Annotated in this window: 35 protein-coding genes; 17 read left to right on the top strand and 18 right to left on the bottom strand. The window is 67.5% G+C overall.

Annotated features, from left to right (window positions below; translation table 11 throughout):
- Positions 1-179 precede the first annotated feature (179 nt).
- Complete coding sequence (locus MUG96_RS11130; RefSeq protein ID WP_246982701.1) at positions 180-1,004, top strand: glycoside hydrolase family 18 protein; 825 nt, start codon at positions 180-182, stop codon at positions 1,002-1,004.
- Here MUG96_RS11130 and MUG96_RS11125 read toward each other — a convergent pair whose 3' ends face one another.
- Together MUG96_RS11125 and MUG96_RS11120 are read right to left on the bottom strand one after the other, a co-directional pair.
- Positions 1,005-1,505: a hypothetical protein gene (locus MUG96_RS11125; protein ID WP_246982699.1), complete on the bottom strand. Its 501-nt coding sequence runs from the start codon at positions 1,503-1,505 to the stop codon at positions 1,005-1,007. It lies immediately after the preceding gene.
- 109 nt (positions 1,506-1,614) lie between these two features.
- Positions 1,615-2,175 (bottom strand): NUDIX hydrolase, encoded by a 561-nt coding sequence (locus MUG96_RS11120; protein WP_246982697.1) that lies wholly within the window; start codon positions 2,173-2,175, stop codon positions 1,615-1,617.
- Between the two features lie 294 nt (positions 2,176-2,469).
- On the opposite strand from MUG96_RS11120, the gene MUG96_RS11115 reads away from it, so the two are divergent.
- From MUG96_RS11115 to MUG96_RS11100, 4 genes are all read left to right on the top strand, one after another.
- Entirely contained in the window at positions 2,470-3,156 is a 687-nt protein-coding gene (locus tag MUG96_RS11115) for a DUF7504 family protein (protein WP_246982695.1), read from the top strand.
- Positions 3,157-3,245: 89 nt separating this feature from the next.
- Positions 3,246-3,428: a DUF1918 domain-containing protein gene (locus MUG96_RS11110; RefSeq protein WP_246982693.1), complete on the top strand. Its 183-nt coding sequence runs from the start codon at positions 3,246-3,248 to the stop codon at positions 3,426-3,428.
- A gap of 4 nt (positions 3,429-3,432) precedes the next feature.
- On the top strand, positions 3,433-3,885 hold the full coding sequence (locus tag MUG96_RS11105; protein ID WP_246982691.1) for an RNA-binding protein: 453 nt from the start codon (positions 3,433-3,435) through the stop codon (positions 3,883-3,885).
- 158 nt (positions 3,886-4,043) lie between these two features.
- Positions 4,044-4,760 carry an RNase P subunit p30 family protein gene (locus MUG96_RS11100; RefSeq protein WP_246982689.1) on the top strand — a complete coding sequence of 239 codons (717 nt, stop codon included), beginning with the start codon at positions 4,044-4,046 and terminating at the stop codon, positions 4,758-4,760.
- Here the strand turns inward: MUG96_RS11100 and MUG96_RS11095 are convergent, their stop codons facing one another.
- The gene (locus MUG96_RS11095) at positions 4,761-5,696 is read right to left on the bottom strand and encodes a hypothetical protein (protein WP_246982686.1); all 936 of its coding nucleotides are present in this window, start codon (positions 5,694-5,696) and stop codon (positions 4,761-4,763) included. It abuts the gene before it with no gap.
- 104 nt (positions 5,697-5,800) lie between these two features.
- On the opposite strand from MUG96_RS11095, the gene MUG96_RS11090 reads away from it, so the two are divergent.
- The 6 genes from MUG96_RS11090 to MUG96_RS11065 all read left to right on the top strand — a co-directional run bounded on the left by MUG96_RS11090 (position 5,801) and on the right by MUG96_RS11065 (position 10,581).
- On the top strand, positions 5,801-6,439 hold the full coding sequence (locus MUG96_RS11090; RefSeq protein WP_246982684.1) for a class I SAM-dependent methyltransferase: 639 nt from the start codon (positions 5,801-5,803) through the stop codon (positions 6,437-6,439).
- Positions 6,436-6,912 carry an Rpp14/Pop5 family protein gene (locus tag MUG96_RS11085; RefSeq protein WP_246982680.1) on the top strand — a complete coding sequence of 159 codons (477 nt, stop codon included), beginning with the start codon at positions 6,436-6,438 and terminating at the stop codon, positions 6,910-6,912. Before MUG96_RS11090 ends, MUG96_RS11085 begins: the two co-directional genes overlap by 4 nt.
- A 2-nt stretch (positions 6,913-6,914) precedes the next feature.
- Positions 6,915-7,700 carry an archaeal proteasome endopeptidase complex subunit alpha gene (gene psmA / locus MUG96_RS11080; protein ID WP_246982679.1) on the top strand — a complete coding sequence of 262 codons (786 nt, stop codon included), beginning with the start codon at positions 6,915-6,917 and terminating at the stop codon, positions 7,698-7,700.
- A 71-nt stretch (positions 7,701-7,771) separates the two neighbouring features.
- Complete coding sequence (locus MUG96_RS11075; protein WP_246982678.1) at positions 7,772-8,497, top strand: ribosome assembly factor SBDS; 726 nt, start codon at positions 7,772-7,774, stop codon at positions 8,495-8,497.
- 112 nt (positions 8,498-8,609) lie between these two features.
- Positions 8,610-9,527, top strand: a complete 918-nt coding sequence (locus MUG96_RS11070) for a S49 family peptidase (RefSeq protein ID WP_246982676.1) — start codon at positions 8,610-8,612, stop codon at positions 9,525-9,527.
- Entirely contained in the window at positions 9,520-10,581 is a 1,062-nt protein-coding gene (locus MUG96_RS11065; RefSeq protein WP_246982674.1) for a DUF4350 domain-containing protein, read from the top strand. The genes MUG96_RS11070 and MUG96_RS11065 overlap by 8 nt, the downstream gene beginning before the upstream one ends.
- Before the next feature lie 8 nt (positions 10,582-10,589).
- Here the strand turns inward: MUG96_RS11065 and MUG96_RS11060 are convergent, their stop codons facing one another.
- Positions 10,590-10,904 (bottom strand): FUN14 domain-containing protein, encoded by a 315-nt coding sequence (locus MUG96_RS11060; protein WP_246982672.1) that lies wholly within the window; start codon positions 10,902-10,904, stop codon positions 10,590-10,592.
- A gap of 216 nt (positions 10,905-11,120) precedes the next feature.
- Between MUG96_RS11060 and hflX the strand changes: the two genes are divergently transcribed.
- Positions 11,121-12,437 carry a GTPase HflX gene (gene hflX, locus MUG96_RS11055; RefSeq protein WP_246982670.1) on the top strand — a complete coding sequence of 439 codons (1,317 nt, stop codon included), beginning with the start codon at positions 11,121-11,123 and terminating at the stop codon, positions 12,435-12,437.
- Here hflX and MUG96_RS11050 read toward each other — a convergent pair whose 3' ends face one another.
- From MUG96_RS11050 to MUG96_RS11025, 6 genes are all read right to left on the bottom strand, one after another.
- On the bottom strand, positions 12,438-12,680 hold the full coding sequence (locus MUG96_RS11050) for a hypothetical protein (protein WP_246982666.1): 243 nt from the start codon (positions 12,678-12,680) through the stop codon (positions 12,438-12,440). It lies immediately after the preceding gene.
- Positions 12,680-13,480, bottom strand: coding sequence for a M48 family metallopeptidase (locus MUG96_RS11045; RefSeq protein WP_373222112.1), 801 nt, complete (start codon positions 13,478-13,480; stop codon positions 12,680-12,682). The genes MUG96_RS11050 and MUG96_RS11045 overlap by 1 nt, the downstream gene beginning before the upstream one ends.
- A gap of 119 nt (positions 13,481-13,599) precedes the next feature.
- Complete coding sequence (moaC, locus tag MUG96_RS11040; protein WP_246982661.1) at positions 13,600-14,124, bottom strand: cyclic pyranopterin monophosphate synthase MoaC; 525 nt, start codon at positions 14,122-14,124, stop codon at positions 13,600-13,602.
- Entirely contained in the window at positions 14,117-15,556 is a 1,440-nt protein-coding gene (locus MUG96_RS11035) for an NAD(P)H-hydrate dehydratase (RefSeq protein ID WP_246982659.1), read from the bottom strand. Before MUG96_RS11035 ends, moaC begins: the two co-directional genes overlap by 8 nt.
- 66 nt (positions 15,557-15,622) lie before the next feature.
- Entirely contained in the window at positions 15,623-15,907 is a 285-nt protein-coding gene (locus tag MUG96_RS11030; RefSeq protein ID WP_246982651.1) for an acylphosphatase, read from the bottom strand.
- Between the two features lie 37 nt (positions 15,908-15,944).
- Positions 15,945-16,856, bottom strand: coding sequence for a DNA-3-methyladenine glycosylase family protein (locus MUG96_RS11025; RefSeq protein ID WP_246988675.1), 912 nt, complete (start codon positions 16,854-16,856; stop codon positions 15,945-15,947).
- A gap of 147 nt (positions 16,857-17,003) precedes the next feature.
- On the opposite strand from MUG96_RS11025, the gene MUG96_RS11020 reads away from it, so the two are divergent.
- Positions 17,004-17,504, top strand: a complete 501-nt coding sequence (locus MUG96_RS11020; RefSeq protein WP_246982649.1) for a DUF555 domain-containing protein — start codon at positions 17,004-17,006, stop codon at positions 17,502-17,504.
- 75 nt (positions 17,505-17,579) lie between these two features.
- Here MUG96_RS11020 and MUG96_RS11015 read toward each other — a convergent pair whose 3' ends face one another.
- Positions 17,580-17,816, bottom strand: a complete 237-nt coding sequence (locus MUG96_RS11015; RefSeq protein WP_246982647.1) for a UPF0058 family protein — start codon at positions 17,814-17,816, stop codon at positions 17,580-17,582.
- Between the two features lie 228 nt (positions 17,817-18,044).
- Here MUG96_RS11015 and MUG96_RS11010 point away from each other — a divergent pair, with 228 nt between their 5' ends.
- Positions 18,045-18,449: a translation initiation factor IF-2 subunit beta gene (locus tag MUG96_RS11010; protein ID WP_246982645.1), complete on the top strand. Its 405-nt coding sequence runs from the start codon at positions 18,045-18,047 to the stop codon at positions 18,447-18,449.
- On the opposite strand, the gene MUG96_RS11005 is transcribed toward MUG96_RS11010, so the two are convergent.
- A complete protein-coding gene (locus MUG96_RS11005) occupies positions 18,450-18,629 on the bottom strand; it encodes a DUF7836 family putative zinc-binding protein (RefSeq protein ID WP_246982643.1) in 180 nt (59 codons plus the stop codon). It abuts the gene before it with no gap.
- A gap of 69 nt (positions 18,630-18,698) precedes the next feature.
- The gene (locus MUG96_RS11000; RefSeq protein WP_246982641.1) at positions 18,699-19,709 is read right to left on the bottom strand and encodes a transcription initiation factor IIB; all 1,011 of its coding nucleotides are present in this window, start codon (positions 19,707-19,709) and stop codon (positions 18,699-18,701) included.
- 232 nt (positions 19,710-19,941) lie between these two features.
- Between MUG96_RS11000 and MUG96_RS10995 the strand changes: the two genes are divergently transcribed.
- The gene (locus MUG96_RS10995) at positions 19,942-21,468 is read left to right on the top strand and encodes a sodium:solute symporter family transporter (RefSeq protein WP_246982635.1); all 1,527 of its coding nucleotides are present in this window, start codon (positions 19,942-19,944) and stop codon (positions 21,466-21,468) included.
- Positions 21,468-21,611: a hypothetical protein gene (locus tag MUG96_RS10990; protein ID WP_246982634.1), complete on the top strand. Its 144-nt coding sequence runs from the start codon at positions 21,468-21,470 to the stop codon at positions 21,609-21,611. The genes MUG96_RS10995 and MUG96_RS10990 overlap by 1 nt, the downstream gene beginning before the upstream one ends.
- Here the strand turns inward: MUG96_RS10990 and MUG96_RS10985 are convergent.
- The 4 genes from MUG96_RS10985 to MUG96_RS10970 all read right to left on the bottom strand — a co-directional run bounded on the left by MUG96_RS10985 (position 21,605) and on the right by MUG96_RS10970 (position 23,570).
- Positions 21,605-22,444, bottom strand: a complete 840-nt coding sequence (locus MUG96_RS10985) for a DUF4397 domain-containing protein (protein WP_246982633.1) — start codon at positions 22,442-22,444, stop codon at positions 21,605-21,607. The genes MUG96_RS10990 and MUG96_RS10985 overlap by 7 nt on opposite strands.
- Before the next feature lie 125 nt (positions 22,445-22,569).
- The gene (locus MUG96_RS10980) at positions 22,570-22,872 is read right to left on the bottom strand and encodes a DUF8036 family membrane protein (protein WP_246982632.1); all 303 of its coding nucleotides are present in this window, start codon (positions 22,870-22,872) and stop codon (positions 22,570-22,572) included.
- Positions 22,873-22,927: 55 nt separating this feature from the next.
- Positions 22,928-23,203, bottom strand: a complete 276-nt coding sequence (locus tag MUG96_RS10975) for an ArsR/SmtB family transcription factor (RefSeq protein WP_246982631.1) — start codon at positions 23,201-23,203, stop codon at positions 22,928-22,930.
- An 82-nt stretch (positions 23,204-23,285) separates the two neighbouring features.
- Entirely contained in the window at positions 23,286-23,570 is a 285-nt protein-coding gene (locus MUG96_RS10970; protein ID WP_246982630.1) for a DUF357 domain-containing protein, read from the bottom strand.
- Between the two features lie 102 nt (positions 23,571-23,672).
- Here MUG96_RS10970 and MUG96_RS10965 point away from each other — a divergent pair, with 102 nt between their 5' ends.
- Positions 23,673-24,725 (top strand): NAD(P)/FAD-dependent oxidoreductase, encoded by a 1,053-nt coding sequence (locus MUG96_RS10965; protein WP_246982628.1) that lies wholly within the window; start codon positions 23,673-23,675, stop codon positions 24,723-24,725.
- A 12-nt stretch (positions 24,726-24,737) separates the two neighbouring features.
- On the opposite strand, the gene MUG96_RS10960 is transcribed toward MUG96_RS10965, so the two are convergent.
- Positions 24,738-25,844: a hypothetical protein gene (locus MUG96_RS10960; RefSeq protein WP_246982626.1), complete on the bottom strand. Its 1,107-nt coding sequence runs from the start codon at positions 25,842-25,844 to the stop codon at positions 24,738-24,740.
- Between the last annotated feature and the right edge of the window lie 57 nt (positions 25,845-25,901).

Here is a 25,901-nt window from a genome sequence, read left to right as displayed (position 1 = left end):
CCGACCGTGCGTTCGTTCGATTGTAATGTCGAAGAAGCTCAAACTCGCCGTCGCCCTGGTCGCGGTCGTTCTCGTCTACCGCCTCGCGGTCAAGAAGTAACGGGACGGCACCGACTGGCGTACCGCCCGCAAAACCGCGTTTCCCAACGCCTTTTCCCGCTGCCCACGTATGCAGTTCCATGTACGGCGTCGTCACGCGCAACGAGGAGGAACTGGTCTGGTCCGAGTTCGATATCGCCTTCTACGAGGTCAAGGACGTGACCGGCCGGGCCGCCGAACCCGTCCCCGAGGGCATCAGCATGGTCTCGTGTTTCGGCGACAACGCCGCCGCCGACGCGAACGAGGACCTCGTCCCGGTGAGCGAGGACGGCGAACTGGCGACCCGCGACCGCGACTACTTCGACTGGGCCTACGTCTGCCCCAACGCGGAGGAGTACCGCGAGGGCCTCCTCGAAATCGTCGACGACGCCGTCGAGGTTACCGAGGACCTCCGGCTCGACGACGTGGGCTTCCCGCGTCCCGAGTACTGCCACTGCGAGCGCTGTGAGACTGCCTTCGCCGAGAGCGACTTCGAGGACTGGTACGCCTGGCGCGCCGACGTCATCACCGAGTTCGTCCGCGAGGCGCGCGAGCGCGTCCCCGGCAAACTGTATCTCACGCTCTACCCCGACCCCTACCCCGGCCACGTCTACGAACGTGCGGGACTGGACCTCGACGCCCTCGCCGAGTACGTCGACGAGTTCGTGGTCCCGCTGTACGACATGGCCTACGAGACGACCTACTGGCTGGAGATCATCGCCTCCGGGTTCGAGGACGCGCTCGACACTCCCTTCAGCATCGAACTTTACGCGGTCAACGTCGATATCGACAACCTCGTGCACGCGGCGGAGGTCGCCGCCGAGTACGGCGAGTCGGTGCTGTTCGGGTACGACGCGAGTAACGCGCGGGCGACGCTACGGCGGCTCGACGCCGACGCCCGCGACGGCAAAGAGTTCGGCGGGTGACTAGCCGACGTTGTCCTCGTCGCTGAACTGGGTCTGTCGTTCACCGTCCGCGTAGACGGTGGTGATGACCGTGACGTCGCCGTCGTTCCCCCGAATCTGGAGTCCGTCCTGGATACCGACCTCGATCCGGGTCGTCCGCTCGGCGGTCGCGTTCGCGTCGAGTTCGCCGACGGATTCGGTCCCCTCCCAGACCGTGCTGTTGCCGCCGGCGTACACCTCGAACGCGAGGGTCACGTTCGACGCGCGCTCGTCCACGCCGTTCGTCAGTTCCCAGGTCATGTCCCGACAGGTCTGACCGCACTCGCTGAGGTTCGTGATATCGAACGCGTAGGTAGCGTTCCCGTTTTCGGTCTCCTTGCTCGAACTGTCGACCGAGGGCGGACTCCCGGTCGAGTCCGGCGCCCCGGTGCTCGGAGCGAGACCGAGCGCGACGGCGCCGGCGGCGACGGCCGCGATCACGACGATCACACCCCCAACGAGGGCGAGCGTTCTCCGTTCCATGTGTCTGTCTCCGCGCAAAACGCGGTCCGTGCCCTCCTTCCGCTGTCGGTGTCAAAACAGTGTGGGTTCTTCGTGGGGTCGAAACGCGGTTCCCGCGGAGCGACCGTCGCTAGATGCCCGTCCGCTCGCGCCACGCCTGCAACACGTCGCGGTCGCGGGTGTCCGTCGGGAGGTCGTCGAACCATCTCGCCTCGGAGATCTCGTCGTCCGGGTCGTCGACCTCGGGGTCGACGGTGTCCGGGCGGGCCTCGAAGACGGGGAGGACGCCCCAGGTGTCGTGGCCGTCGCTGAAGAAGTCGACCTGTGCGAGGATGCCCATGCCGTCGTAGGTCGCGTCGATACCGGCCTCCTCCGCGAGTTCCCGGCGTGCACCGTCGAGCAGCCCCTCGCCGGGCTCCAGTTCGCCGCCGGGAATGACCCACATGTCGACTCCCTCGTGGCGGACGAGGAGGATTTCACCCGAGTCACGGCGGACGAGCGTGTGGACGCCGTACGGGAGGCCGTTCTCGCGGATGCGGTCCGAGACGGTTCGGAATCGCTCCCGGGAGACGTGCCGGGTCCGGTCGACTTCGAGCGTCGCGTCGTACTCCTCCTGTAGCCGGTGGTACGATTGCGCGGCTCGCTGGTCGGCCTCGTCGGCCAGGTACCAGAGGTTGTCGACCGCCGTCATCGTCCGCGCGGTGCAACCGAACGGATACAGGGCCGACCCGGGGGGCAGAGGCGGAAGCGGCGTGTGTCGTACATATCCAAACGTAACGAGCGTACCTGCAATAAGTCTTCGACACGGCCTTCGCCCGCACTCGCCGCGATCTCGTCGAACCGTCGCGTACGAGCGGCAGACGGCCGTCTGACGGGGTGTTTTGTGACTAACTGACAAACATGGCGACAGCAATGGGACCGTGGGGACGACGCGGGAACGGCCGACGGTGGCACAGGAACGGACGGGATGGACGGTGGTTCGAGCGTGGACACGACCCCGAACGCGGGGGTGGTGCGAGCGACGGGACAGGGCTGGCGCTCGGGGGAACGAGCGATGGTCGGGCGTAGCGAGCGCTCCGTCGCGACCGAGCGGGAGTCACTACCGGCGGACGGAAACCTCCTTCTCCTGGCCCCATCCATCGGGTCGGCCGAGCGCCGGGCGTGTACGAATCTCCTCGGTCGGCACTCGCTCGACATCACGAACGCGCTGCACGTCCTCTACGTGGAATCGCCGGCCGAGCGGTACGAGACCGTCGAGGCGCATCTCCCGCACCACCCCGCGGAGACGGCGGTACTCACCGTCGGTACGGGTGGGCTGGTCGAGGAGCGTGGCCCGGCACCGACACACACCGACTATTTCGTCGAGACGGTCCCGGACCCGGCCGATCTAACCGGCCTCGGGATGGCCCTGGAGGACTGCCTCGCGGCGTGGCACGGCGACGGCTACGACGTGGGCGTCTGTTTCGACTCGGTGTCCGTCCTGCTCCAGTACGCCGAGACCGACCGCGCCTATCGGTTCCTCCACTCGCTCACGGACCGACTCGCGGCCGTCGGTGCCGCCGGTCACTTCCACCTCGACCCGGCAGCCCACGACGAGCGCACGGTAGCGCGACTGTCCTCGCTGTTCGATAACGTGGTCGAGGTGACCGGCGACCATACCGTCGGGCCCTGACGCTCTCGGGCGGTTGCGGCCGGAGTGATGTCGGCGGACGACGAGTCGGAATCAGTCCCTTTTTACTGGGCCGCGGGGTACGGAAGCGTATGAGCTTCGAGGAAGACGATACGGTCATTCTGCACGACGAACACAGCGACTTCGACGGCGAGGAAGGAACCATCACGGCGATTTCGGAGACGATGTTCGGCGACGAGAACTACACCGTCAGTTTCGAGGACGGTCAGGAAGCGGGCGTCCCCGAGGACTCGCTCGAAGCCGCCGAGGAGTAAGGCCGTGGCCTCGGTCCCGTTTCACTACCTCGATCTCCGTGCGTTCTGTTACGCGACCGAGGACGAAAAACGGGTCGTCGCGGCGTTAGAGACGTTTCTCCCCGAAGACGTCGAGATCGAGCGGGCGACCTCGGAGGGTCACCACGGCGACCGCATCGTCGTCTGCTCGGCGCGCGTCGAGCGCGCCGACGAGATGCGTCACGTCCTCGACCGACTCGGTCGAATCGACGACGTGGCCGGTCTCCGGGACGAACTCGACGACCGCATCGACGACAACACCGCCTTCTACGTGACGCTCGACAAGCAGGCCGCCTTCCGCGGCGAGGTCCGCCGCGGTGACGGTATCACGCTCCGCGCGAAAGTCGAGGCCTATCCCGCGACGAGGGAGAAAGCCGTCGCGAACGCCCGCGAGGCGCTCGATACCTTCGTCGCCGACGGCGAAGACGACGGTGAGTGAGCGGGTACGCGGGGCCGTCGGGAAGCGACGGCGACCTGCTCCTCTGCAAGTTCGCCGCGCACCTGGTCCGGGTCGGGCTCTCGGAGGTAGGCGAAACGGAGCCCGCTCCGGCCCGTCGTTCCGAAACGCCCAAGCACCGGGGTCCGGTTGCAGGCGGTATGTACGAGGCGGTACACGGCCGACCGGACGGTGACAGCACCGTGGCGCGCCAGGCCCTGACCGCCGCCGAGTTCGGCTTCGAGGGGATCGTCGTCCGCAATCACGGCGACGCGGACCACGACGCCGACCTCGACGCCGTCCGGAGCGAGTACGATATCGACGTGGTCGACGGGGTCGAAGTCCGGGCCGACGACCCCTCCCGCGCGAGCGGGTACGTCGGCAACTACCGCGACGAGCGGACCGTCGTCTGCGTCCACGGCGGGACGGAGCGCCTGAATCGCTTCGCCGTCGAACAGTCGGCCGTCGACGTCCTCGCCCACCCCATGGTCGGCGACGGGGACTTCAATCACGTCCTCGCGAAGGAGGCCGCGCGCAACGGCGTCCGGGTCGAGTTCTCCCTCCGGCGGGTGCTCCGGGCACAGGGCGGTCGTCGCGTCCGCGCAATCGGCGACATCCGGAAGCTCCGGGAGATCGTCGACCACTACGACACGCCGTACGTCGTCACCGCCGACCCGCGGTCACACCTCCAGTTGCGTGCCCCCCGCGAACTCCGGGCCGTGGGCGATGCTATCGGCTTCGACCCCGAGGACATCGAGCGCGGACTGGCCGAGTGGGGCCGACTCGCGGCCCGCAACAGGGAGCGCACCGCGGACGCGTTCGTCGAACCCGGCGTGCGACGCGGCAGTGCCGAGACCGGGAACGGCGACGACCAGTAGCTACTCGTCGACGGTCTCGATCTCGATGCTGGTCCCGTCGGGACCGTCGTCGACGCCGGTGCGGTAGAGGTTGTCGAGCGCCGTCGCGGCGTGGGAGACGAGCATCTCCAGCAGGGTGATGGTCTCGTCTTCGACCTCCTCGCCGCGGTTGAACGCGACGATCGTGATCGTCGCGCCGCGGGTCTCGGTGACGAGGATCGTGACGACTGACTCCACGTCCGCCGGGAGGTCCGCGGGGAGGTCGTCGGCGTGCGTCGTGACGGTCGCCTGGTCGCCGTCGGCGCCGCGGCCGGCGAGTTCGGCGACGATGCTCTCCTCGACGCCGACGATGCTGTTGTCGAGGATGGTCGCGAACTCGTCGCGGCGCTCGACGAAGGCGGCGTCGTGGAAGCCGACGAGCGTCGCGATTGCCTCGACACAGAGGGCGCTGACCTCCTCGATGGACTCGGACTGGTTCAGCGCGCGACCGTAGTTGTTCACGTCCGCGGCCCGATTCGCGTAGGCCTCGATGCGGTCGCGCTGGCGTTCGAGTTCGGCCTGCCTGGCCTGACTGCGGGCGTCGTAGATGCCGACGAGCAGTCCGGCGAGCGTCCCGGCCGTGATGGTGTCGGTCGCGACGTGCTGTGCCGACGCGAACACCGGGAAGTCGCTCACGGCGACGTTGGCCGAGAAGACCGTGAGCGCGCTCACGGCCGCGAAGCCGACTGCGCCGCCCGCTGCCCACGCCGAGATGCGGGTCGTGTGCGCCCCGAGGTCGTCGGCGGTGATCACCCAGTAGCCGACGTACGTTATCGCGAGTGCCATCAGCACGAACGGGACGGCGTTGAAGGCCAACCCGACGGTCGTCTCGGTCCCCGAGAGCGCGTGAGCCACCTGCACGCCGGCAAGGACGAGCCCAGCGACCCCGATCAACGCCCCCTGTGCCTGGCGGTGCATACGCACCTCCATGAGTTCCACCTAATTGGCTTTGTGGGCCGTATCGTGCCCGCACACTGCCCGCCATCGGGGGATTCTTTGGTTTCGGGACCCACGTGGCTGGTATGAAACAGAGCATCGACGAACACGCGGCCCGCTTCGACGAGAAGGCCGCCGACTACGACGACGACGCAACCCCGGAGTACCGGGCCTGTGCCGACCTCGTCGTGCAACACGCCGCGCCCGGCCCCACGGACACCGTCCTCGACCTCGGGACCGGCACCGGGGCCATCGCGCTGGCGCTGGCACCCGACGCCGGCAGAGTCGTGGGCCGGGACATCAGCGAGGGGATGCTCCAGCAGGCCCGCGAGAAGGCCGCCGACGCCGGTCTCGGAAACGTCGAGTTCGGCGAGGGACGCTTCCGGGCGCCGAACGTTGACGGCAGTGGCGTGGACATCGTCACCTCGAACTTCGCCATGCACCACCTCAGTGACGACGAGAAACGCGAGGCCATCGACACTATCGCAGCGTTGGAACCCCGCAGGTTCGTCCTCGGCGACGTGCTGTTCTTCGGCGAACCGGACCCCGACGAACCGTTCTACACCCCCGAAGTCGACGACCCGGCGACGGTCGGCGTGCTCGCGGACGCCCTGACCGACGCCGGCTTCGCACTGACGGCGGTCGAACTGGTCCACGAGCAGGTGGGCGTGCTCGTGGCCGAGCGAGGCACGCCAGCGGTCGACGGGAGCACTGACGAGTCGTGAAACACCTTCCGAAACACCTCCAGCCGCGGTGGCGCTACCTCGCGGTCGGGATCGAGACGTGGCCGGACGCGGAGTTCGACCGCGGGGCGTTCCAGCGGCACCTCTGGTACGCGGCCCAGAACCTCCTCGGGGAGGCGGCGAGTGCCGCGATGGACCTGCGCGTCCTGCGGTTCGAGTTGGCCTCGGGCGCGGGCCAGGCAGTCGTCCAGGTGCGCCGCGGTGAAGTGGAGCGGGCACGGGCGGCGCTCGCCTGTCTCGACGCGGTCGACGGTGCTCCAGTCGGCGTCCGCGTGCGGGGCGCGAGCGGGACGGTCCGTGCCTGTGAGGAAAAATATATACGAGACGGCCCGGAAGCCGTGGCAGAGAGAACCGTCGCCTTCGAGGACGACCAGCGGACCGCAGTCGTGCGGTCGCCACGGTACGACGTGGCTACGCCCGACGGGTTCGCGGGGGCGACCACCCTCGACATCTAGCTATGCAGGGACAATCACAACAGCAGGCATACGACCGTGGTATCACGATCTTCTCGCCCGACGGCCGCCTCTACCAGGTCGAGTACGCCCGCGAGGCGGTCAAGCGCGGGACCGCCAGCATCGGCATCCGCGGGACCGACGGCGTCGTCCTCGCGGTCGAGAAACGCGTCCGGTCGCCCCTCATGGAGCGGTCGAGCGTCGAGAAGATCCACAAGGTCGACGACCACGTCGGGATCGCAAGCGCCGGCCACGTGGCCGACGCCCGCCAGTTGATCGACTTCGCCCGCCGCCGGACACAGGTCAACCGGCTCCGCTACGGCGAACCCCTCGGCGTCGAGACGCTCACCAAGGAGGTCACGGACCACATCCAGCAGTACACCCAGATCGGCGGCGCGCGTCCGTTCGGCGTCGCGCTCATCGTCGCCGGGATGGACGACGGCGAGCCGCGCCTGTTCGAGACCGACCCCTCGGGGACGCCCTACGAGTGGAAGGCCCTCGCCGTGGGTGCCGACCGAAGCGACGTGCGTGAGTACCTCGAGGAACACTACTCGGAGGACGTCGACCTCGACGGTGCAGTCGAGTTGGCCCTCGAAGCGCTCGCGTCCGTGAACGACGACTCCCTCACGCCGGAGAGCGTTGGCCTCGCAGTGGTCGATTCGGACGGCTACCGCCGGCTGACCGACGACGACGTATCGGGGTATCTGGACGGCCTCGACATCCTCGGCGAGGGTGAGGACGACACCGAAGGCGACGGAGCCGCCGAGGACGACACCGAAGGCGACGAGTAGGGACTGTTCGGCCCCCAGCCGGCGCCCGGATGGGGACATACCTTTTTAATTTCCCCCGCCAAGGCTCAGGTATGATTTCACTCGACGAGGCCGTGACTGCCCGTCTGGAGTCTCACGGGCAGCGGTTCGAGGTACTGGTCGACCCGGACGCCGCGCTGTCGATCAAACGCGGCGAATTTGACGGCGAACTGGAGGACGTCATCGCCGCCGAGGACGTCTTCGAGGACGCCTCCCGCGGCGACCGCCCTCCGGAGGACTCCCTCGAAGAGGTGTTCGGGACGACGGAACCCCTGGAGGTCATTCCCGAAGTGATCGAGCGTGGTGAAATCCAGATTACGGCCGAACAGCGCCGCGAGATGCAAGAACAAAAGGAGAAACAGCTGGTCCAGCACATCGCGCGCAACGCGGTCAATCCCCAGATGGACGACGCGCCCCACCCGCCAGACCGCATCGAGTCGGCCCTCGAAGAGGCGGGCTTCAGGGTCGACCCGATGGAACCAGTCGAGGCCCAGGTCGACGAGGCACTGGAGATGCTCCGGCCCGTCATCCCGATCCGGTTCGACGAGATGACCGTCGCCGTCCAGTGTCCGGCCGACTACGCCGGCAGCGCACAGGCCCAGATCCGTCAGTTCGGCGACCTGGAGCGCGAAGAGTGGCAGGCCGACGGCTCCTGGATCGGCGTCATCACGTTCCCTGCCGGGATGCAAAACGAGTTCTACGACGTGGTGAACGAGCACACGAGCGGCGAGGCCGAGACGCGGATCATCAGCAACGAGGACGAGATTTCGACGCGGTGAGGCGTCCGCGGGGCACCGCCGGAATCCGGCCGCGCACCTCGATAAACAGTTAGAAACGTAATAGGTGTTTGAAAACGCTTCTTGTGAGGTGGCGTGAGGTGAGCCGTGCATCATGTCACAGTTAGGTGAATCGACCGGGACGAGCGCGTGGCGGTACGTGATCGTCGTGGTCGTTGCCGTCCTGATTGGTGCGGTGGTGGCGCCCTACGCACCGAGTCTGTCGAGCCCCCAGCCCGACAAGGTCGCCGTGGTCTCCCTCGAAGGGCCGATCACGGCGGACTCGGTGGAGGCGGTCCGTGAGGACCTCCGTCGGGTGCGCCAGGATGGATCGGTGAAGGCGGTGGTGCTCCGGGTCAACAGCCCCGGCGGGACCGTCGCCGCGACTGAGTCGCTGTATCTCGCGGTGAACAAGACCGCGTCACGCAAGCCGGTCGTCGCGAGCGTCGGCGGTATCGGCGCGTCCGGCGCGTACTGGGCGATGCTACCGGCCGACCGAATCTACACGACGCCCGGCTCACTGGTCGGGAGCGTCGGCGTCATCGGGTCCGTCCCGAGCGGCCCGACGACCGCCGGCGGGCAGATATTCACGGGGCCGGACAAGCCGACCGGTGGCACCGCCGACGACGCGCGAACGCGACTGCAGACCCTCCAGACGCTCTTTCTCGATACGGTGTACGAACACCGTGGCGAGAAACTGCGTTCGAACGGGACCCCGCGTGAACGGCTGGCATACGCCAAGGTCTACTCCGGCGCGCGAGCCGTCGAGAACGGCGTCGCCGACCGGATCGGTGGCATCGACAGCGCCATCGCCCACGCCGCAAACGAAGCGGGCATCGACAACTACCGGGTCCAGCGGCTCGAACCGCCCCGGCGGAACGTCGGCATCCTCCTCGCCGGCGGCGACGGCGCCGGGAATCGGACAGTCCTCCTCGAGGAGGACCCGTTCGGCTTCCGTGGCGTCGAGGCACCGCAGTACTACGCCCTCTATGGCCGGCTCACCAACGATACGGAGGTGAGCGTCGATGGCTAGCCTCGCCAAGTACGCCGGCGTCTTCGTCGTCGTCGTGGCGCTGGTCGTCGGCGCCGCCGCCGTCGCACCGGCCGTTCTCGGCGGTGGCGCACCGCCCGGTGTCCAGCCCGAGAACGCGAGCACGTTCGACTCCGACGCGATCCTCGCCGACGACTTCGACGAGCGAGGGAACGTTTCCGTCGACGGGAACGAGTCCGGCAAGGTCGTCGTCGTCGACGCGGCCCACGCAAACAGTTTCTCGCGGAGCGAGATTCAGCCGTTCGTCGACGCGCTCGTCGAATCGGGTCACGAGGTCCGGTTCCACGGCGCCGGCCAGCAGGCCGGGTCCGGCTTCGGCCCGCCGTCCACTCAACGGCCGCTGAACGCCTCGCTCGCTCGGGCCGACGCGTTGGTGGTCATCAGCCCCGGGGTACGCTACTCGACGAGTGAAGTCAACGGCGTCCGGAACTTCACCGAGCGTGGCGGACGCGTCGTCATGCTCGCCGAACCCGAAAGCGTCAGCGTCGGCCTCGGCGGCGGTGGCGGCCCGATTGGCGTCTCCGTCCAGCGGATTCAGAGCCAGCTGACGCCGCTGGCCTCCACGTACGGGTTCGACGTCGGGACCGACTACCTGTTCAACATGGAAGAGAACGCGAACAACTTCCAGTACGTCTACGCGACGCCGACGGGGAACGGATCGCTCACCGACGGCGTCGACCGGGTCGCCCTCCCGCAGGCGACGCGGCTCACGGTGGACGAGGACAACGCGACGACGCGCCTGACCGCGATAGACGGGACGCAGCTCCAGTCGACGCGGTCCGCGGGGACCTACGCAGTCGCCGCCCGGAACGGGAACGTCACCGCGCTCGCGGACAGTTCGTTCCTCAGCCCGGACTTCCACACGGTCGCCGACAACGAAGTGCTGCTCGGGAACGTCGTCGAGTTCCTCACGAGCGGCGAGAAAGAACCGAAACCAACGCCGGAGACCGATGCTGGGCCAGGTCGGCCCGGCCCCGGTCCAGGACCGGGCGGCCCGTCGCCGCCGCGACCGACGCCGACGCCGCCGTCACCCTGACCGCCCGGCTACCCTTTTCTGAAGCCGACGAGGAAGCCGCCGGTGAACCCCGCCGTGACCGGCAGGGCCGAGAGGAGGCTGACGATCCAGCCCGGGGCTTCGGCGGCCTGTCCACCCGCATCGGTGGCAGCGCCGCCGATGGCCTCCCAGTTCACCACGAGGATGCCCTTGGTTTCGAGGAATTTGAAGAGGGCGAGTTCCAGCCCGACGATAATGGCGATGATCTTCGCGACCTTCTTGGCCGCGAAGCCGATGACGCCACCGATCAGTGCGCCGCCGCCGACTTCGAGACCGATCTGTGTCGGATCGAATATATCGGCCATGATACCCCTCTTGCCAGCCTGGGTTAAGACTCTTGTGCCCGGCCGGAGTTCTCGATATCCAGCCGACCTACGTGCGCTGATACGTCGGGCGAGCGTCCGTGACTGCGGACCGACCACGGGTCGGGACCCCACCACCCGCAGCTCCGGCTCGCCGGGGAACCGCCGGACGCGAGCCGGCCGGGTTTTTAAATACCAGCGTATCTTATTTCTGGATAAGTGACGGACGAACCAGTACGGACGGAGCAGGCGGTCGTCGCCAAACGGGTAGACTCCGGGACGGCCGACACGGCCGAAATCCGGGAGTTGGCTCGCGCGGCCGGGTACGACGTCGTGGGCGAACTCACCCAGACCCGGACCGAGGACCCGGCAATGCACGTCGGGGAAGGGAAGGCCGAGTCGCTCGCGGCCCTGGTCGCCCGCGAGGACGCTGCTGTCGTCATCTTCGACAATCAGCTGGGTCCCTACCAGACGTACAACCTCGGGAACGTCCTGCCCGACGGCGTCCGACTCATCGACCGGTTCCGACTCATCCTCGAGATATTCGGCCAGCGTGCACACACCCGGAAAGCCCAACTCCAGGTCGAACTCGCGGAACTTCGGTACGAACTCCCCCGGGCCGAGGCGAAGGCGAGCCTCGCCAGACGCGACGAGCGGCCGGGGTTCATGGGGCTCGGCGAATACGACGAGAGCCGGGAACGGGACATCAAGGCCCAGATCGCGCGCATCCGGGACGAACTGGAAGACATCGAGCAGACCGAACAGCACCGCCGCGAACAGCGCCGTGAATCGGGGTTCGACCTCGTGGCCCTCGCGGGGTACACCAACGCCGGGAAGTCGACGCTGTTGCGCCGGCTCGCCGAAGACCTCGACGTCGACGAGAACGAACGCCTCCACCCGGACCTCGATTCGACCGCCGAGAGCGAGGACCGACTCTTCACCACGCTCGGGACGACGACCCGCCGCGCCGACATGGACGAACGGGACGTGCTCGTCACCGACACGGTCGGGTTCATCACCGACCTCCCGCACTGGCTCGTCGAGTCGTTCAAGTCGACGCTCGACGCAGTCTACCGCGCCGACCTCGTCCTCCTCGTCGTCGACGTGAGCGAGCCCATCGACGATATTCACGAGAAGCTCGTCACCTGCCACGACACCCTCTACGAGCGAAACGAGGCACCCATCGTCACCGTCCTGAACAAGATCGACAAAGTGGACGACGAGGAGCTATCGCGGAAACGCGAGTCGCTGTCGGCACTCGCTCCCAATCCCGTCGCCGTCAGCGCCAGATCCGGCGCCGGAATCGACGATCTCCGGACCCGAATCGACGGGGAACTCCCCGACTTCCAGCACGAACGCCTCGTCCTCCCGATGACCGACGACACGATGAGCCTCGTCTCGTGGATTCACGACAACGCGAACGTCGAGACGGTCGATTACGGCGACGAGGTCGTCATCGAGTTCGAGGCTCGCCCCTCGGTCGTCGAGCAGTCGCGGGCCAAGGCCGGCGAACTCGTCCCCGCCGAGTCGGCCTGATCAGAACAGGTTCAGCAGGCCGGCACCGATGACGCCGCCGATGCCCAGACAGGCGACGCCGAGCACTCGAACGAGCCACAGCCACTTCGCGTCGGTGTCGCCGTCGGGACCCGCCGGGCCGGGCGTGCGTGGCCGGCGACCGACGGTGTGGACCTGGACGATCACCTGTGGGTAGGCGATCATGACCAGCCCGAGCAGGACGCCGAGAACGGCAGCCAGCAGGTCGCGAACCGGGACCGCCATCAGTTACGGAGGCGTGCGATGCGTTTCTCGGTCGGGGGGTGCGTCGAGAGGAAGCGGGCGATGCCCTTCCCGTCGCCGAAGATACAGAGGGCGTTGACTTTCTCGTCGACTTTCGAGTCGGAGGCGCGCTGGTTCCCCTGGCTGATTTTCTCCAGCGCACGGGCGAGCGGATCGCCGCGGCCGATGGAGCGGGCGGCGTCGGCGTCGGCCACGTACTCGCGGTACCGCGAGATGGCGAGCACGAACAGCATGACGAACATCTGGACGATCTGGCCGACGACGAGGGCGAGGAAGAAATCCGCCAGTTCGTTGTCGCCGGTCAGCAGGACGACGTACTGGGCGACGATGGCGACGATGGAGGCGATCCCCTGTCCGAGGACCATCAGCACCACGTCGCGGTTGTCGATGTGCGCGAGTTCGTGAGCGATGACCCCCTCGAGTTCGTCGTGCTCGAGGATCTGGATGAGTTCCTCGGAGATGACGACGGTACCGTTACCGCGACGCCCCACAGCGAAGGCGTTGGGGACGCCCATCTGGGCGATCTTGATGCTCGGCTTCTCCAGGTTCATGTCCTGGCAGATGCGGTCGACGCTGCGGTGTATCTCGGGATACCGGTTCTCGTCGAGGTCTTCGGCGCCGACCGACCGGAGGGCGGCCCACTTCCCGACCTTGTACTGGATTCCGACGAGGAGGACGCTCCCGACGAGGACGATGGGGAGGACGCCGGTGCCGAACGCCGCCATCGCGACGACGGCGGCGACGGCGTAGAACGCGAACAGGATCGAACCGACGATCGCCATTCGCACCTTCAGACCGAAGTGTCTCATGGACAGTACTAGTTCCTGATCGTATTTAACCTCGGGGTTTGGCCGCCCGCCGAAAGAGTCTTGTCGGTCCGGCACGGCGCCGGTGTCGCCACTCAGTTCAGCTCTCTTTTCTCCTTCGAGACGACCCGCACGTCCCTGATCGCGGTGTCGGGATACTGACCATCGTCGTCCTTCTCGGCGGCCTTGACCATGTCCCAGACGACGTTCAGCCCCGTCGTGACCCCCTCCAGGGCCTCCATCTCGCAACCGGTCTTGCCGGTCGTCTCCACCGCGACTTCCAGTTCGACCCGGTCCTCGTCGAGGGAAAAGTCCGTCTCGACGTTCGTGATCGGGATCTGGTGGCACATCGGGATCGTCTCCCAGGTGTGTTTGACGGCCTGGACGGCGCCGACGCGGGCGGTCGCCAGCACGTCGCCCTTCGAGAGGTCGTTGTCACGGATCGCGTCGACCGTCGACGGCTGGAGTGCGATTTCTCCCCGGACGACCGCTCGCCGTGCCGTGTCGGGCTTGTCGCCCACGTCGACCATCTGTACGTCCCCGGACTCGTCGGTGTGGGTGAGGTCAGCGTCGGTAGCTCCCTCCCCGCCACGGCCGTCGCCTCCCTCGCTCTCAGTCATCGTCGTCACCCCACATCGCCTCGGGAACGGCGTCGAGCAGGTCCGAGGCGACCAGCCCGTAGCCCCGCTCGTCGACGACAATGTCGCCCGCCCGACCGTTCGCGTACGCGGCGACTGCGGCGGCGTGGTGGGGTTCGAGAACGGAGACGAGCGCACCGGCGATGCCCGCCAGCACGTCGCCGGTCCCGCCGACGGTCATGCCGGGGTTGCCGGTCCGGTTGGCCCGCGTCGTCTCGCCGTCCGAAACCACGTCGTAGGCCCCCTTGACGAGCAGCGTCGCGTCGACGTCGTCGGCGAAGGACTCGACGAGAGCCATGCGGTCGCGCCAGTCGTCGGCCGTCTCCCCGCCCATCTTCCGGAGTTCGCCCTGGTGGGGGGTACAGAGGAGCGTGGCGGCGGTCTCGACTTCGGGGACGACCTGGAGCGCGTCGGCGTCGACCACGGCCCGGCCGTCGAACTCGGCGAGGAACCGCCGCACGGCCTCCAGTGTCGCGTTCGCGTCGCCCAGGCCGGGTCCGAGCACGACCGCATCCTGCTCGACGGCGATGTCAAGCAGTTGGTCGACGTGCTCCGGGCGGAGCATTTCACCGGCGAGTGGCCGGGTGATGATACCCTCCTCGAACGCCTGTACCTCGCGGGCGATGGCCGTCGGACAGGCGACACGGACGAGGTCGGCCCCGGCGCGGAACGCCGCCTGTGCGGAGAGTGCCGGTGCGCCCGTGTAGGGGCCGCCACCGACCACGAGCACCTCGCCGTGGTCGCCCTTGTGGCTCGTCGGGTCGCGGGAGAGCCGCAGGAGATCGCCACGTTCGACGAACAGCTCGGCGGCCTCGGGAATGCCGATGTCGGCGACGGTCACCGCGGCCTCGACGTCGGCGAGTCCGGGCTTCGTCTCGTGGAAGGTAACGACGTGGTCGGCGTCGACGGCGGTGCCGTCGGCCTCGCCCGTGTCCGCGTCGACGCCGGAGGGAACGTCGACGGAGATCACCGTCGCGTCGGCGGCGTCGATGCGGTCGGCGGCCGTCGCCTCCGGTTCGCGAAGCGCGCCCGTGACGCCGGTGCCGAGCATCGCGTCGACGATCACGTCGGGGTCGTCCAGGTCGAGCGCCGACGAGTCCCGGACCTCGCGGGCGTCGACCGCGGCCTGCCCGAGTGCGTCCCAGTTCTCGGCCGCGATGTCGGTGGTGATGGTCTCGGCACGGCCGAGGAGGTGGACGGTCACGTCGTGGGCCGAGAGGAAGCGGGCGGCGACGAAGCCGTCACCGCCGTTGTTCCCGCGGCCGGCGACGATGGCGACGGAATCGCCGGGGGCGGCGTACTCGCGGACGACCCGTGCGACGGCGTTGCCACTCGACTCCATCAACTGCTTCCGTGGCACCCCCAGTGCCGCGGCGTTCTCGTCGAGGACGGACTGATCGACGGCGTGCATCATGACCCCGGGTTCGACCGCGCCGGGCGTAAGGCTTCGGGAGCGGCCCGACTCGCGGCCGCCGACCCGTCAGTACCGCACCTCGAACCCGTCGATTCCTTCGGGGTCCTCGTACTCCACGTCGACGCCGTCGACGCGGGCGCGGGGACTCCCCTCGTGGCACCACTCGACCATCGACTCGACCGCGCTCCCGGGCCCCTCGAAGACGGCTTCGACGCGGCCGTCGTCCAGGTTGCGGACCCAGCCGTCGATCCCGTGCTCCCGTGCGGTGTCGCGGGTGTTCGCGCGGTAGTAGACCCCCTGGACTTTGCCGGAGACGAACACGTGTGCGCGGACGCGGTCGCTCTCGTTCATACCCGACTCATCGCGCGCCGGCGTGATATGCGTGGTCCTACTCGCCGCCCGACCGGAGGTAGTGGAAGACGTACGTCTGGGCGTACCCGGCGTACTCCCCGCCGAAGGTCTCCCGGATGGCCCGCGAGGTCTCCTCGTAGGAGCCCCGTTCGCAGTCGGGGTAGTACTCCTCGATGGTCGTCCGTATCCAGGTGTCGAGCGGCACCGCTTCGAGATAGCCGAGCGAGAACAGGAGGACGCAGTCCGCGACCTTCTGCCCGACGCCGACGAACCCGGTGAGGAACTCTCGGGCCTCCTCGTACGGTCGGCCGGTGGCGTCATCGGGGTCGAGTTCGCCGTCCGCGACCAGTTCGGCGCTCCGCTTGACGTAGGGGGCCCGGTAGCCGAGACCTACCTCCCGGAGGTCGGCCTCCGTCGCGGTCGCCAGCGACTCGGGCGTGGGGTAGGCGTGGTACGTCCCGCCGTCGAATGTGACAGGCTCGCCGAAGGCCTCTCGCAGGGCCTGTTGCATGCCGTGGATGCGGCCGACACGCATCTGGGCCGAGCAGATGAACGAGACGAGCGACGCGAACGACGGGTCGCGGACCAGCCGCATCCCGCGATAGGCGTCGAAGGCCCGGCCGAGGAGCGGCCGGTCGGGCGTCGCGGCCTCGATTGCGCCGAGGTCGTCGTCGAGGCGCAGGCGATGCCGCAGCCGGTCGGTCGCGTCGACGGTCGATTCCCACTCCAGCCGGCCGTCGGTCTGTCGGACGCGGACGACGGCAGGGGTCCCGTCGTCGGTTCGGACCGTCGTCCAGTACCAGGCGGTGCCGCCGTAGGCGCCCCCGTCACGGTTCTCATACATACGGCCGTCGGTCCGGTCCCAGAGGTACGACTGGCCGCTCTCGACGGTCGCCTGGAGATCGAAGCCACCGGACAGCGACGACAGGTCGACGACACCCCGTTCCATCATCGGGACGGACGGGCCGGACGCCCTTCCCGGTTACGAGTGGGGGTCGAAACCGCAGACTGGGGGTGGTATGCGGAGCCGAACACCTGCCGCGGGGGGCGTGAACGGACGCCAACCTTGATAGGACTGGACGGAGAACAGACGTGTATGAACTGCAGAGTGGTCGTGGAGGCCGCTGTGCCGGTGTACGATGTAGAGACTCCGGACGAAGCCGTCCGGATCGCGATCTCGAAGACCGGCGAGATGCTCAACCCTGACCTCAACTACGTGGAGATCAACATGGGTGAGCGGTCGTGCCCGCACTGTGGGGAGGAGCAGGAGCCAGCGTTCATCGCTGCCGACGAGTCACTCGTCGCCCTCGAGCTGGAGATGACAGTGTTCAACGTCGAGCGCGACGAACACGCGGCCCGCATCGCGCGCAAAGAGATCGGCCAGCGGCTCGACAACATCCCGCTGGAGGTCGTCGAAATCGAGGAGATAGCCGAAGAGGGGGAGGCCGAGGAGGAGGAGGAGAGCGAGGAGTCAGCCGACGAGGTCCCCGTCGAAACGTCGACCGTGGACGAAGTGACGGACGACGCCGACATCGGCGAGGAGCGCGCGCGAGACGACGACATCCTGCCGGAGTTCGAGGAACTCATCGACGAGTAGACGGCGGCAGGTCGGTAGTTCCCACTCGCGGCCGCTAAAGACGAAACCCCGAGAACTGAAAGTGACGGAGAACGATCAGTCGGCGGCTGCAGGAACCTGCTCGGTCGCTTCGTCGCGCATCTCGGACGTGATGCCGCCCGCGAGGGCGAACACGGCGTCTTTGTGATCGTCTTTCGACATGTGAATCGAGGTGGGTCGCACGTTGATCTCCGCGTAGCGGTCGTGCTCTACGGTGTTCCCTGTCCGCTCCTCGTAGTGATTCTGCACCTGTGCGAGCAGGCCATGCAGATGGATGAGTTCCTGCTTTTTCATGGTCATCCGACCGTTAAGACTCAAGGGTAATAGTAGTACTCTGAGGAGAGTTAACATGCATCTTCGCAGTAGAGCCGGCAATAAGGGGTTTTTCAAGTGTTGAACCATCGGCAGGTCCGTTGTCGAGAGTTGTTCGGGGGGTCGCTGCGATCGCGGTTCGCCCCGCCGAGCGGGGGGCACAACGACGAGTTTGAAAGGTTTTTGTCGACCCGGTGGCATCGATGAGGTATGGACTACGACGATCAGCTCGACCGGGCGCTCGACGAGACGCCCGACATCGAGGGCAGCGGCGACCGCTTCGACGTTCCCGACCCGGAGGTGCGACAGGAGGGGAACGCGACCGTCTACGAGAACTTTCAGGACACGACGAAACGGCTCGGCCGCGACGAGGACCACGTCATGAAGTTCTTCCAGAGCGAACTCGGGACGAGCGGCCACATCGACGAGTCCGGCCGCGCACGACTCACCGGCGAGTTCAATCAGCGACGGGTCCAGGACGCTCTCGACGCCTACGTCGAGGAGTTCGTCCGCTGTTCGGAGTGTGGATTGCCGGACACGAAGCTCGAGAAACAACAGGGCGCGCTCATCCTTCGGTGTGAGGCCTGTGGGGCCATCTCTTCGACGAGCGGCTGACTACTGGAGGGACTTCAGCGTCGAGAGGTCGTGTTCCGTCCGCGTAAACTCCGCGAGCCGCCGGCTCGCGTGACAGTTCGGGCAGTGATAGGTGCGTCTGTGTGACGGCAGATCGCTCGGGGTCGACTCCCACCCCTTCTTACACTCCGGACAGAGCAACCGAACGTAGGTCTCCCTCATGTGTGGTTCGTTCACACACGGCAAAGATAAAAAGGTTGCCGCCGGTTCGAGTGCCGGAACTACCGGGTTTCAGGCCGGGACCTGACCGGCTTCGAGCAGTTCCTTGTAGCGGTTGCGGATGGTGACTTCGCTGATGTTGGCGACGGCGCTGACCTCCGACTGTGTGACCTTCTCGTTAGCCAGCAGTGAGGCGGCATAGACCGCAGCAGCGGCCAGTCCGACGGGCGACTTCCCGCTGAGAATCCCCTCCTCGCGGGCCCGGTCGAGTAGTTCGCGGGCGCGGCGTTCGACCTCGTCGGAGAGTTCGAGGTCCGAGACGAACCGCGGGACGTAGCTCTCGGGGTCGGCGGGCTGGATTTCGAGGTTCAGTTCCCGGACGATGTACCGGTAGGTCCGGGTCATCTCCATCTCGCCGACGCGGGAGACGGCGACGAGCTCGTCGATGCTGCGCGGGACGCTGGCCTGTCGCGCGGCGGCGTAGACGGCGGCGGTGGCGACCCCTTCGATGGAGCGACCGGGCAGCAGGTCCTCGTCGAGCGCCCGTCGGTAGATGACGCTGGCCGTCTCGCGGACGCTCTCGGGGAGGCCGAGTGCGGAGGCCATGCGGTCGATCTCGCCAAGCGCCTGCTTGAGGTTCCGCTCTTTCGAATCCCGGGTGCGGAACCGCTCGTTCCAGGTCCGGAGCCGCTGCATCTTCTGTCGCTGGCTCGCGTTGAGTGAACGGCCGTAGGCGTCCTTGTCCTGCCAGCCGATGTTGGTCGACAGCCCCTTGTCGTGCATCATGTTGGTGGTGGGGGCACCAACGCGTGACTTCTGGTCTTTCTCGGCCGAGTCGAACGCACGCCACTCGGGCCCGTGGTCGATCTCGTCTTCCGAGATGACCAGGCCGCAGTCGTCACACACGCTCTCGCCGTGTTCCGCATCGTTGACGACGCTGCCGCCACACTCGGGGCAGACGTGTTCGCGTTCGTCGCCGTCCGTCTCCGTCCGTTCGCCGGCCGTCCTCGTCTCCTCCGCCGTCGCTTCTGTACTCTCGCGGGTGCGTTCCTCGGTGCTGGTCCGTGTTGTTGTATCGCTCATGATGGGGGGTGGGTGGCCCGGGTGCGCAAGGCAAAAAACATACCGGGCTACTACTTACTCATAGTTAGTCCGATAGATATTTAAACCTTTCGCTACCTGCGTCGGTTTTCCGACGCCTCGTATTCGACCGCAGTGTTGCGATTTCGGATGCGGTGTATGGTGTCATCTGACGTGTTCTCATAACTGGCCTATACCACTATATTATATATACGGGAGCGAACAATGCTACCCCATGGTCGAGAGCCGGCTGGCACTGGGTGCGACCGTCGTCGTTCTCGGGGCGTTCAGCGCCATCGGGCTGTGGTACAGCGCGGGTCGGGTACGGTCCATCGAGGACTTCATCAGCGCCCGTGGAACCGCGGGCGGCGGGACGCTGACGGCGACGCTCATCGCGTCGAGCATGGGTGCCTGGATTCTGTTCAGTCCGGCCGAAGCGGGCGCGGCCTTCGGCGGGATTACGGCCGTGTTCGGTTACGCCGCCGGGAGCGCCCTGCCGCTTCTCGCGTACGTCGTCGTCGGCCCGCGAATCCGGGAGTACCTCCCCGACGGGCACTCGCTGACCGAGTACGCCTACGCACGCTACGGACGTGCCATGTACGCGTACGTGCTCGTCGTGTCCGTCCTCTATATGTTCATCTTCCTCGCCGCCGAGATGACCGGCATCACCGGCGCGCTCGAACTCGTCGCGGGCGTCCCGCGCTGGCAGACCGCCGCCGTCGTCGGCCTGTTCGTCCTCTCCTACACCGTCTACGGTGGCCTGCAGGCGAGCATCTTCACCGACACGATCCAGACGCTCGTCATCCTCCCGCTGCTCGCCGTCGGCTTCGGCGGTGCCCTGCTGGCGCTCGGCGGTCCCGGAGAGATTCACGCCTCCGTCGCCGCCAGGAATCCCTCCCTGCTCGATCCCGGATTCGTCACGGGCCTGCAGTTCGGAGGCTACGTCGCCATCGCGGTCCTCGGCGCTGAGATGCTCAACCAGGCCTGGTGGCAACGCATCTACGCCGCCGAGAGCGACCGCACGCTCCGCCGGTCCTTCCTCGTCGCCGCCGTCGCCGTCGTCCCGATGATCCTCGTCGCCGGCCTCTTCGGCCTCGCGGCGACCGGACTCGACGCTATCGTCACCGACCCGACGAGCGCCGGCTACAACGCTGACGTGGCCTTCTTCCTCGTCGTCGACAGTGCCTTCCCGGCCTGGGTCGCGCTGGCCGTCGTTTTGCTCGCCATTCTGCTCGTGATGAGTACCGCCGACACGCTGTTCAACGCCATCGCCAGCGTCGTCACGGCGGACCTCCCGACCCTCCTCGACGACCCCGACGACCGCACGCTCACGCTCGGTGCGCGCGGGCTGACGGTCGCAGTCGCACTCGCCGCGACCCTCGTCGGCGCACAGGGCTACAGTGTCCTCCGGATTTTCCTGACGGCCGACCTGCTGGCCGCCGCGACGTTCCTGCCGCTGCTCTACGGCCTCTTCTCGTCGCGGCCCGGCGGCCACGGAATGCTCGTCGCGAGTGTCAGCGGCCTGCTGGTGGGACTCGCGTTCTTCCCGACCCTCCGGGGTCTGGTCGCGAGCGTGCCCGGGGTCGGCCCCCTCCTGCCCGCCCCGGACTTCCTGCTGGCTTTCGCCGGTGCGGCGTTCGTCTCCGGCGGTCTCGCAGTCGTGTTCGCACTGCTCACGCCGGGTCGGTTCGACCTCGACGACCTCGGTCGGGACGTGCGACGGCTCGACGACGCCGCGGAGTCCGGGGAGGTGAGCGACTGATGGCCGCCATCGGCGCGACGGCGTTCGCCGTGCTCGCGTGGGGCGGAATCGCGCTCGTGGTGGCCGTCTTCGCGTACGAAACATATCAGGTCTTGCGGGAGTACCGGGGCGGCTCGGAGAGCCGAGGGCAGGGGGATCAGTAACTGGCGTCCTGCTCGACGAGCAGATCGAAGGCCTCGTCCGTCGGCTCGTCGTCGGGCGAGAGGTAGCCCGCCGCGAAGGCCGTGTACACCGTCCCGCCGTTCAGTGACACGTCGTAATCGGCGACCACGTCGCCGTCGTTGCTCTCCGTGTCGCCACGGATTTCGAGCGTGTAGTCGTTGGCGGGGACGGTCACCGACGCCGTGTCACCGAAGGCCGCGCCGTCGACGATGGCGTCGCCCGAGGCGGCGACGGTCACGTCCACTGCGGGCGCGTCCGGCGAGGCGTGGACCACGCGGACTCGCGCCGAGTCGCCGCCGGGGTCGGACACGTCGTCTTCGAGGACGAGCGGGCGGAACTCGGAGTCCTCGCTCGTGAGTTCGCCGATGGCCGCGACCGTGTAGCTGGTGCCGGCCTCCACGGACACGTCGCCTTCGAAGGCAACGGTGTCCGCGTCGCCGGCGGCCGTGATCGTCACCGTGTACGTCCCTCCGGGGAGCGGGAGGTAGTCGCTGGTCGTGCCGAAGGGGACGTCAGACAGCACCGGGTCGCCGCCGTCGACGTAGACGTCGACGTTGGGCGCGTCCGGCGACATGTGGGAGACACGGACCATCGCCTGCTCGCCGTCGTCCATGCCGCCCTCGGTCATCTCACCCTCCGTCGTCGTCATCTCCGACATCTCGGTATCGGTCGATTCACCCTCCGTCATGCCACCCTCGGTGGTGGTCGCGGCGTCAGTCGCCGTCCCGTTGCCGCCACCGCTGCAGCCGGCGAGGCCGACCGCGACTGTTCCACCGAGCGCTGCGAGTACTCTCCGTCGCGTCTGATCTGACATCACCAGTCCGTTCGACTAGTCAGGATTTGTACATTTTCCCAACTGCGGCCGGACTCTCACCCAAATTCGGCTAGACTGGACGGGGGCGTCCGAGGCGGAGGTGGAAATGAACTGGGAAGCGGTCGTCAGTCCCAGGTGACCCAGGTGAGAAAGCAGAGCGCGGCGAGTTCGAGGATCTGGACGGACATCATGGCGCGGCCGGCGACGGGAGCGGCGCTGTTGAGCAGGGTCGCGACCTGCGGGTCGAGGACGTAGTAGTAGAACGCGAGGACGTTCTCCGCGAGGAGGAGCACGCCGAACAGGGCCAGTCCCAGGGCGTGTTTGGACCCGAACGAGCGGTAGTTTCGGCCCCAGATACCGACGAGGACCACGAGCAAGACGACGTTCAGCGCCGTGGCCGCACTCGCCGCATCTAACCAGATACCCATGCTTGCCTCCCTTGGCGCCTCCGTCGTATATGCACTTTCCCAAATTCGACCATACTCACTCGACCTCCGCCAGTATCTCCTCGACTGTATCCCAGTTGTGCCGGGCGCGGTCCGTCGGCAGGTACACCGCTCCGTAGTCGTCGCCGCTGTTCGTCAGGATGTCGTTGTCCATGAGAACGTCCAGGTGGTGTCGAACCGTCTTGTAGTCGAGATCGAGGTCCTCGGCGAGTTGATTGGCGTTTCGCGGGCGCTCGTCGAGCGCACGCAGGATGCGCACCCGGTTCTCGCCCCCGCGAGTACCCGTCAGCACGTACCAGAGGACCGCCTCCATCGAACGTTTCGAACACGCCCCCGGGGTTTATAAGCACCGACAGACGGCGAGACTGCCCGTACTCACGGAGGCGGTCGGGCAATCACACGGTGAACAGATGCCCCTCGTCGGGCACGTCGAACAGCCCCATCCGGGCGCCAGCGTCGAGCCAGGCGTGGCCGTAGGAGAACGCGGCGAGCGCGTTGACCGGGTCGCCGTCCTCGCGGAAGTGGCGACCGTCCTCCAGGTACGAGCGGGCCATCTCCTCGAACTCGGTGGCGGCCTCGCCGAGCGGCGTGTCCGGCGGGACGGCGGTTTCGGATTCCGACAGGGCCTCCGCGAGCAGCCCCTCGTACCGATCGGTCTTCTCGTCGAGGTCGGCGGGCATGGCCGAAGGGAGGCCCGGACGGCCCCTAAGCGTGTCGTCGTGGTTGTGCGCCCGGTACCCGACAGCGCAGGGTTAATAGCCCGGCCACGACTACGTCGAGACATGACTGACGAGCCCGTCGAACACCGCACGTTACTGATCGCCGGCTCGGGCATTGCCGGCCTGAGCGCCGCCATCTACGCCGCACGCTCGAACAACGACCCGCTCGTCTTGGAAGGTGACGAGCCGGGGGGACAGTTGACGCTCACGACCGATGTGGCGAACTACCCCGGCTTCCCGGATGGCATCAACGGCACCGAACTCGTGAACAATATGAAAGAGCAGGCCGAGCAGTTCGGCGCCGAGATCGACCACGGCATCGTCGTCGACGTGGACGAGAGTCAGCGCCCGTTCCGCGTCGAACTCCGGGACGGCACCGTCTACACCGCCGACGCCGTCATCGCCGCCTCCGGCGCGAGCGCACGGACGCTCGGGATTCCCGGCGAGGACCTGCTGATGGGCCACGGCGTCTCGACGTGTGCCACCTGTGACGGCGCCTTCTTCCGGGGCGAGGATATGCTCGTCGTCGGCGGCGGCGACGCGGCGATGGAAGAAGCCTCCTTCCTCACGAAGTTCGCCGACACGGTCTACATCGCCCACCGCCGCGAGGAGTTCCGCGCCGAGGACTACTGGATCGACCGCGTCCGCGAACACGTCGAGGCCGGTGACATCGAGATCATGAAAAACACCGAGGCCATCGAGATTCACGGCTCGAAAGAGGACGGCGTCGACCACGTCACCCTCGTCGAACACCCCGAGGGCCACCCCACCAACAAACTCGACGACCCGGACACCGAGGAGTACGATTTCGACGTGGGCGCCGTCTTCCTCGCTATCGGCCACACGCCGAACACGGAGTACCTCGAAGGCACCGGCGTCGAGATGGACGACGCGGGCTACCTCGAGACCCAGGGCGGCGAGGGCGGCGGACAGACGAAGACTGCCGTCGAAGGAATATTCGGTGCCGGTGACGTAGTGGACTACCACTACCAGCAGGCGGCGACGGCCGGTGGCATGGGCGTGAAGGCCGCGCTCGACGCCGACGACTACCTCGAAGACAACGCGACGGCCGCGGCCGAGGCCGGCGGACAGGCGACGGCCGAAGGCGACGACTGACCGCGCCGCGGCTCAGCTCCCGGTCGCCCGCTCCGGTATCCACTGTCCGACCATCGGGTAGAGGAACCAGCTGACGGTCGCGACCACCAGCGCGTACCCCGCGAGCATGGCGACCAGGATGATCCCGAACATCGGATAGGGATGCAGCGGTGGCACGAGCAGGAACGCCACGACGAGGTAAGCGAGCAGTGACGACGCGAACCAGCCGACCGCGGCGTAACTCCGGGGGTTCAGACCCTCCTGGCGGCGCGTCCGCAGGGCGTGAACCAGACCCAGAGCCGCGACGAGTACCACGAGACCGGGCAGGTGGAACGAGAGGAACGCGTCGACGGCGGTCGGCAGGGTCGCGGCGGCGAGTCCGACCGCGGCGCGAAGCCCGGCGGCGTCACCCCGCGGGACGAACGCGACGTAGATGTCGCTCCGAGCGACCCTCGTCGCGTTCTCCGGGTCGCCTTCGAGGACGACGCGCCGGTTCTCGACGGATTCGAGCGACGGGCCGAACGCGGTCCGCACGTCGTTCCCGACCGTGGTGTCCGGCGGGCCGACGATGGTCAGCCGGTCCACGTCGACGTACCACCCGCTTCCGAGGCCGCGGGTGTGGTACTCCTCGAACAACAGTGCGCCACCGGTCACGTTCCGTGCGACGTCCGGCTCGCGGAAGGAGAATCGGAGCGTCGAGTTCGTCATCGAGACGGACTGGAGCCCCGCGTCCGGGCGGTCGGGTTCGAGGTACTCGCGGCTGTCGCCGACGGCCTCGCGCACGACCGACCGACGGAGCGTCGCGTTGGTTCGCAGTTCGCTCACGTTCCGGAGCGAGGCGTTCGGCCGGAACTCGTTCGCGTCGGGATCTCGGGCGGCGACCGTACTGGTGACCATCCACGTCGCGGAGCCGTTGGGATGGACCTGGACGGTCGCGGTGCTCTCGGTGACGCGAAGCGGGAGGGAGTGCTGGTGGCCGGCACCGACCAGCCCGTCGTTGCAGGGGCCACAGACCGACTGTGGCGGTGGTGCGGCGAGGACACCGGCAGTGGCGACCAGGAACAGGACGGCGAGGGCGATGCAGACGAGGAGCCGGCGATGCGACCGGATGGAGGGCCACCGGAGCGGCGGGGAGGGCATGGTGACGAGCGAGTGTGCTCGCGGCGCGCACAAAGCGCTTGTGCTGTGCGCGTTCCC

It is taken from the genome of Halorientalis marina (assembly GCF_023028345.1).
Taxonomy (GTDB): domain Archaea; phylum Halobacteriota; class Halobacteria; order Halobacteriales; family Haloarculaceae; genus Halorientalis; species Halorientalis marina.
The sequence above is the reverse complement of the archived record's forward strand: the minus strand, read 5'-3'. Positions and strand labels throughout refer to the sequence as shown.